The 7,554-nt window shown below is 44.7% G+C and carries 3 protein-coding genes; 2 read left to right on the plus strand and 1 reads right to left on the minus strand.

Translation table 11 applies throughout. The features are described 5' to 3' along the window. Window positions 1-225: 225 nt before the first annotated feature. Window positions 226-3,966, minus strand: coding sequence for an NB-ARC domain-containing protein (locus AC805_RS08790; protein ID WP_055075079.1), 3,741 nt, complete (start codon window positions 3,964-3,966; stop codon window positions 226-228). A 163-nt stretch (window positions 3,967-4,129) separates the two neighbouring features. Between AC805_RS08790 and AC805_RS08795 the strand changes: the two genes are divergently transcribed. Both AC805_RS08795 and AC805_RS08800 read left to right on the plus strand, forming a co-directional pair. After that, entirely contained in the window at window positions 4,130-5,218 is a 1,089-nt protein-coding gene (locus AC805_RS08795) for a glycosyltransferase (RefSeq protein WP_055075080.1), read from the plus strand. Between the two features lie 105 nt (window positions 5,219-5,323). Continuing rightward, entirely contained in the window at window positions 5,324-7,513 is a 2,190-nt protein-coding gene (locus tag AC805_RS08800) for a polysaccharide biosynthesis tyrosine autokinase (protein ID WP_055075081.1), read from the plus strand. The last annotated feature ends 41 nt before the right edge of the window (window positions 7,514-7,554 follow it).

Here is a 7,554-nt window from a genome sequence, read left to right on the forward strand (position 1 = left end):
TCGGGTTAAGCTGGCAAATTTTAAAAGCCCAAAAGTAAAAGCCTTGCTTAGCAAGGCTTTTACTTTTGGGCTTTGAGAAAAGGTTTGCTACGCAAACCCTTTCTCAAAGCTCGTTTCAAATTATCCCGAACTCACTTTGAATTAAAAAACAAACCCAATAAGTTATACCAAAACTAAAAAATGGCTACGCCATTTTTAGTTTTGGTATAACTTATTGAACTGGGGCTATTTGGTGCCTTCGATCGCTCCGAGGGCAATGAGCTTAGCTTTTTGGGCAGGGGTTAACCCCGTAGCATCGGTAATATTTAGCCCTTCATAGGGGCGTGGCTCTCGATAGGTTCTGATACATTCGCCAGTTTTGACATCCCATAGCTTGACGGTTTCATCACGGCTACTACTCGCCAGAAAATTTCCATCCGTGGAAAATTTCACCGCATAAACAGTTCCCGTATGCCCGATTAGCTTATTGATTGGCTTACCACTTTGCCAGTCCCAAATGTTGATTTTGGTATCTTCACCCGCACTAGCCAGTAAGATTCCCTTGGGATCGGCAGCAATAGTTAAGATATTGCCCTCATGTCCTAGCCCCTCAGATACCAGTTCGCCATCCTGAATATTCCATCGATAAATAAATTTTTCACCACAACCAAAGACTAGATGGGGGTGCAATGGCATGAAGGTAATGTTAGAAGTTAGGGAGGTCAGTTGATTGAGCGTATGGAGGCAGTTGCCCGTATGGGTGTCCCAGATTTTGATAGTTTTATCGCGGCTACTGCTAATGAGATGGCGATTGTCGGGACTAAAAGCGATCGCTAAGATTGCCGCCGTATGCCCCTGTAGCACTTGAAAACATTCGCCAGTGACAATATCTCTTAACTTAATTTCCTTGCTAGTTTCACCCGTAGCCAGCAGCTTGCCGTCATGACTAAATACCAAGGTGCGGGCGAGATCGGGATGTTCGCTAATTGTGGCTAGGCAGTTGCCGCTGCTGACATCCCATAATTTGATCGTGCAGTCTTCGGCGCAACTCGCCAATAGGGTACCGCTAGGACTAAAGGCAACTTGCCATACATGTCCTGCGTGACCATGTAGAGCCCGAATACATTTACCTGACTGGACATCCCAGAGGCGAATAATTGAGTCGTCGCCACCACTGGCGAGGAGGCTTTGTTCGAGGTTAAACACCACGGAGCGGATGGCATTGGTATAGCCCTGTAAGATCCGAAACTGCTGTCCTGAGGTGACTTCCCAGAGATTGAGTAAATGCTCGTTGGAAATATTACCTGATGTTTGGCTATCGTTTTGGTTACTGGGTGTTGACCACGATCGCCCTGTATGTCCTTGAAAAGTCCGCATACAGAAACCTGTATCGATCTCCCACAGTTTAACCATTTCATCGCCGCTACTACTGGCAAGCTCTAGACGCGTGGGATGAAAGGCGATGGAGCGTACCCAATGGTTATGTCCTGTTAAGGTTTTAAAGCATTGAGCGGTTTTGAGATCCCAAAGACGAATCGTGCGATCGCCACTACCCGTCGCAAGGGTCGAACCATCATGGCTAAAGTCAACCGCAAACACCGTATGGGTATGACCAGTAAAGGTTTTAATGCAATTACCTGTTTCGACATTCCATAGTCGCGTGGTTTTATCTTCACTACCACTGGCGAGGATGTTGCTACTTTTGCTAAAGGCGATCGACCAGATGATATCTTCGTGACCTTCAAGCATACGAATACATTCACCCTGATCGATATCCCATATTCGCACCGTACAATCATCACTGCTGCTGGCAAGCAAGTTGCCTTGATTGCTAAAAGTCACTGCTTCGACAATATCCTCATGACCATGAAATATCTTGATGCATTGTCCTGATTTCCATAGGCGCACAGTGCGATCGGCGTGCCCGCTTGCCAAAATTGTGCCGTCAGGACTAAAGGCAACGGACATAACAGCACCGATATACCCTTGCAAAGTATTTAAACAATCGCCCGTCGATACATCCCATAATTTGATCGATTGATCGATGCTACTGCTAGCTAAGATCGAGCCTTCAGGGTTGAAAGAGACCGAAACGACCCATCCTTTATGTCCACGATAGGTCAGTAATGGCTTGCCATCACTAACTCGCCACAGATGAATATCTCCTTTCGTATCGCCGATCGCTAATAGTTTGCCATCAGCGCTAAAGTCTACCGACAGGACTCCCCCAATTACTTCCGCAAATACGGATTTAATCAGTGCTGTTTTGGCAAAGTTAACTCGATGGAGCTTCACTTCCGACAAGTAAGCTTGACGAATGGCTAGATAGGAAAAGTCCTTGCCAGTTAAATCAACGCCGAGATGACATAACAAATTAATAATATTGCCACCGCCATAGCCAAAGGTGGACTTAAGCTCACCATCGGGGCGCAGTTCGCGTCGGCGCAATTCCTCAAGGGGATGAAATAGCTCTTTGGCTACCATCTGATTGCTGCCCAAACGTCCTAAGAGTTTGGCAATCAAGGGTTCTAAAATTAACCGAATTTGACTTTGGCGAACGTAATCCTTTGCCGTGGCTTTAATTAAAGCGTAGTGGCGTAGGTAGAAAAGTTGACGATTGAGTTTTGATTGAATGCTTGGCAAAATTCCAAGGGGATGCTCTTGGGTGATTTCTTGATAGATTTGTTCGATCAGGAGATTGGTGACGAACTCCATTACTACGGGCTGCTGTGTGAAGCCTGCGGCAGTATGTTCGACTAAAGAGCGTCGTTTTAGCGATCGCAGAGACATCATCAGATGATTTTGCTCCATCGTTGGCACGATGTCAGAATGAAGCTCTTGAGGCTGGACGGGTTCGCGATTAATCGCGAGCCAGATCATTACCTGTTTTTCATGGGCGGTTAACCTCTGATATTGCTGCTCGATCAGATTGCCAATGCCGCTAAAAATAATGGTTTTCTGTTCTAAAAAGCGATCGATATTGCCTGAATAGAGATCCTTAATCGAAGTGGCGGCAATCTTTAGGGCTAAGGGATTACCGCGATACCAATCCACTAGACGATGTAAATTACCCGTTACGGCTTTAATGCCTTTGGACTCCAATACCCGCTCGGCGGCGGATTCATCGAGCCCATCCAGTTGTAAAGCTCGTACGGGAAGGATATCGCCCTCCAACATCGCGACTTCTTCAGGCATTTCACGGCTAGTAATAACCATGCAGCTACGATGCGACACTTCGCCAACTCTTCTTAAAAGCGAACCATAGCCTTCGTAGTCCTTGCGATATGCCCCCGCTTGGGCTTCATCTTTAAGTACGGATTCAAAATTGTCTAGTACCAATAAACAGCGATAGCGCTGTAAATATTCCAACAGTCTGGAGATGAGGGCATTGATATCGGTTGTGTCGGGAGTTTCGCGCTGTTGAGATAGGAAATGAATGATCGCCACTAACATTTCGCTAGGGGTTTTGGCATTATTGAGCGATCGCCATACCACGAAGTCAAATTTACCCTGTAGATGTTGGGCAAGCTTGACAGATAAGGCGGTTTTACCCAATCCCCCCATGCCCAAAATCGCCACTAGGCGGCAGCGATCGCGATCAACCCATTGTTCGAGAATCCCTAACTCGGCACTCCGACCATAAAAAAAAGTTACGTCAATGACATCGCCCCAGTCTTGGTTGCTATTGACCGTAGGATTGGCATGGGGAGCAATGGCGAGAGACTCCGCTTTCCGCAACTGCATCTGACGGCGAATTACATTCTGGACTGTGCTTTTGGTTACTTTTTCACCAAAGGTTTCTGTTAACAAGTGCCAAAGCTTATGGCTGACTAATTTAATATAGCCAGCGTCATAACCCGTCTGCTTCGCAATCTCGGAATAAGACAAACCCTGCCATACCCCTAGAAAGACAGACTGCTCGACCCGAGTCAGACTGCGCTCTTCTAATGACAACTCTATAAATGTTACTGCCTCATCAGCCGTCATAGATGCGCCTTAAAGATCTAAATATAACTTTTATATAACTTCTCTTCTGTCATTCTAAGACGTTTTATGGTTTGTTGTATTTTGTTGTGAACATTGCTTTTTGAAATTAGTAACGAAATTAGTAGTTTCAAATTATAAATTTAGTGAGTCTCATCAAAATTAAATGAAAATTGCTCTCGTTCATGACTATCTAACACAACGTGGTGGTGCGGAAAGGGTATTTGAGCTTTTATGTCAACACTTCCCCGACGCAGATATTTTTACCTCCGTCTACGATCGCCATAACACCATTGATTTGGACAATCGAGAAGTCCACACCACATTTTTGCAGAATATCCCCGCAACTCGTAAGTATTTTCGCTTATTTGCGCCATTTTATTACTCGGCTTTTAGGGCTCTAGATCTCAAAGCCTATGACTTAATTTTGAGCAGCAGTGCAAGTTTTGCCAAAGGAGTAAAAAAACGACCTGACGCTTTGCATATTTGCTTCTGCCATAACATTACGCGATTCCTGTGGGACACTAATACCTATCTCCGAGAATATGGAGCCTATAGTGTTCTGAAGCCATTGATTGAGTTGGTGTTTGCCAAGATGCGACAGCAAGATATCTTTTATGCGCAATCACCTGACTACTACATTGCTAACTCAACTACCGTGGCTAAGCGCATTCAGGACACCTACCACAAAGAAGCCTTAGTGATCAATTATCCCATCTCCGATCGCCGCTTTATTTTTGACGATCAAAAAGATGATTATTGTCTGGTTTCTTCGAGACACCTCAGTTATAAGCGCCTTGATATAATTGTCAAAGCTTTTAACCAGCTTGATCTACCTTTGATTGTGACGGGAGAAGGCCCTGAAACGAAACAATTACAAACCAAGGCAGGTCGTAATATTAAATTTCTCGGTCACGTAAGCGATCGCGATCGATGTAACCTCATGTCAAAGGCTAAGTTTGTGATTGTTGCCGCGTTAGAAGACTATGGTCTGGTTCCTATTGAAGCCAATGCAAGTGGTACGCCCGTGATTGCCTACGGTGCTGGTGGTGTCTTGGATACTCAAATTTCAGGGCTTACGGGTATTCTATTTGAGGAACAAACTGCGGATTCCTTAAAAAACGCCGTTATTGAGGCTCAGACTATAGACTGGGACTATGCGAAAATCCGAGATCATGCCCTTTCTAACTTTTCTGAGGCGGTCTTCTTTAAAAAAGTCGATCAAACCTTAGCGGAAATCCTCAGCAGCAGATAAGTTCAATAATTCAACTAATAATTCAATTAAATATTTAAGAGTTTTTGTATAAAGAGTTTTTGTATAAAGAGTTTTTATTGTTAGGACTATACAAAGGATAAACCTATGAATACAGGTGCTGCTAAAACGAATGGCGCTGTGGTTGTCGAGCAAGATCCAGGCTATGGCAAAATCTTTGCAGTGCTATCCCGTCGTCGGTTTTGGCTTTTGGGTGGTCTAACTGTAGGACTAGCGCTCGCGGTCGTTCTCAATTTTCTCGCGAAACCTAAATACACCAGTGTCATGCGGTTGTTGGTTGAGTCAACTTACAAATCCAACACCTCATCCTCCTCATTTATTGACTCTAATGTCCAGATTGATTACGCAACGCAACTAAATCTATTGCAAAGCTCTTCCATGTTTCAGAAAGCGGCCAATCTCTTGGCGGCTGAATATCCTACTATTACTGGAGGAGAACTGCAATCGTTGAAAATTGGTATGTTAGGTGGCAAAGAAGCACCAACTAAAATTGTCGAAGTGCAATATACCGCTGTCGATCCCGTAAAAACTCGGCAGGTTTTAAGAGCATTTCAAAAAGTTTATACCGATTACAATCGCGAACAGCAGGAAAAGCGTTTGCAGAATGGCCTAGCAGGTATTGACGAGCAAGTAACTAATGTACGCAAAAGTATTTCTGAAGCGGCTGAAGCTCTCGAAGAATTTCGGCGCAAAAACAATTTGTTTGACGCAAATCAGCGAGTCACCGAAGTTACTTCAGCTCTCAATGCGATCGAACAACAACAGCGGAGTACCAAACTAGACTACGAGCAGGCGATCACTCGCCTAGAATCGCTGCAACAAAAGCTCAACATTTCCCCGCAAGATGCCGTATTACTGACCCGATTAAATCAGTCGCAACGTTATCAGGCTCTCGTGGCTGAGATGCAAGGGATAGAGGTAGCACTCAATCGAGAAAAAGCTCGCTTTCAACCCAGCAATCCGATTGTAGAAGCTCTTGAATTACGATTTAAGCAACAGCAGGCAAGTTTAGAGGAGGAAAGAAGAAGCATCCTGGGAGATGCTAATTTAGCAAGCTATCCCAAGTGGAATGGGGATCAACTCAGTGGGATTGATATCACCTTAGCCAGTCAAATTGTGGAAACTCAGACCCAATTGACACTTCTACAGGCTCGCTTAGATACTTTGGCTTCCCAAGAGCAGGACTTGCGTGCTGAAATTAACCGTTTGCCCAAATTGCTCGGTGAATACGAAACATTAAAGCCAAAATTACAAGTTCAACAGGATACTCTCCAAACATTACTTAAAAATCGGCAAGAATTAAGCCTTGAGATCGCGCGAGGGGGATTTGATTGGCAAGTAGTTGAGGAACCTGGGCTAGGGATAACGGATTCTGCCGATGGCTTGCGTAAAAATTTATTGCTAGGAGTAGTTGCAGGATTATTCCTTGGGGGTATGGCTGCTTTTCTAAGGGATATGCAAGACGATACGATGCATACCTATGACGATCTAGAGCAGCAAATTTCTTCACTTTCTTTACTGGGGATGACTCCCCAATATTTGCAGGCGGAGGAGTCAAACTCTAATTTTTTACCCCAGTTCCTCAAAGGGCAATCCGTCTCCCCACTGACGATCGAAATCGTGCAGTGGCTCCCCTTTCGGGAGTCCTTAGATTTAATCTATAAAAATATTCAGCTTAATAACTATTCACTGGAATCTCCCATCCGATCGCTCGTCATTACCTCGGCATTGCCAAGTGAAGGGAAGTCTACCATTGCGCTTGGACTTGCTACCAGCGCTGCTAGGTTACATAAAAGGGTGCTACTCATTGATGCCGATATGCGATCGCCTGCTTTACACAAGCAATTAAACTTACCCAACGAAAGGGGCTTATCAACATTATTGGCAAGTAAAGGTAGCATAGATAGCCGAGATGTGATCCAGTCCTCCAACTCAGCCATAGACATTTTAACGGGAGGACCAATTCCGAGCGACTCCGTAACCTTACTTAGTTCGGAATGGATGCAAAATTTAATCTCCAAATTTGAACAAGAGTACGATCTGGTGATTGTCGATGCTCCTCCGATCCTCGGTACTGTCGATACTATTCAGATTGCTTCTTATTGTGGCGGGGTGGTTTCCGTCGCTCGGATCGATCGAATCACCCGTGGCGAATTCTCCCAAGCGATATCTGTCCTGCAAAAGCTGAACTTGATTGGGGTTATTGCTAATGCAGTTAAAGAACTCCCTCATAGTTATAAGTCTGTCGCCGTCGAAGATGAAGAGGAAGAAGATTAGTAATACCAAGTAAAGAAATGGCGTAGCCATTTCTTTACTTG

This window comes from Pseudanabaena sp. 'Roaring Creek' (assembly GCF_001402795.1).
Taxonomy (GTDB): Bacteria; Cyanobacteriota; Cyanobacteriia; order Pseudanabaenales; family Pseudanabaenaceae; genus Pseudanabaena.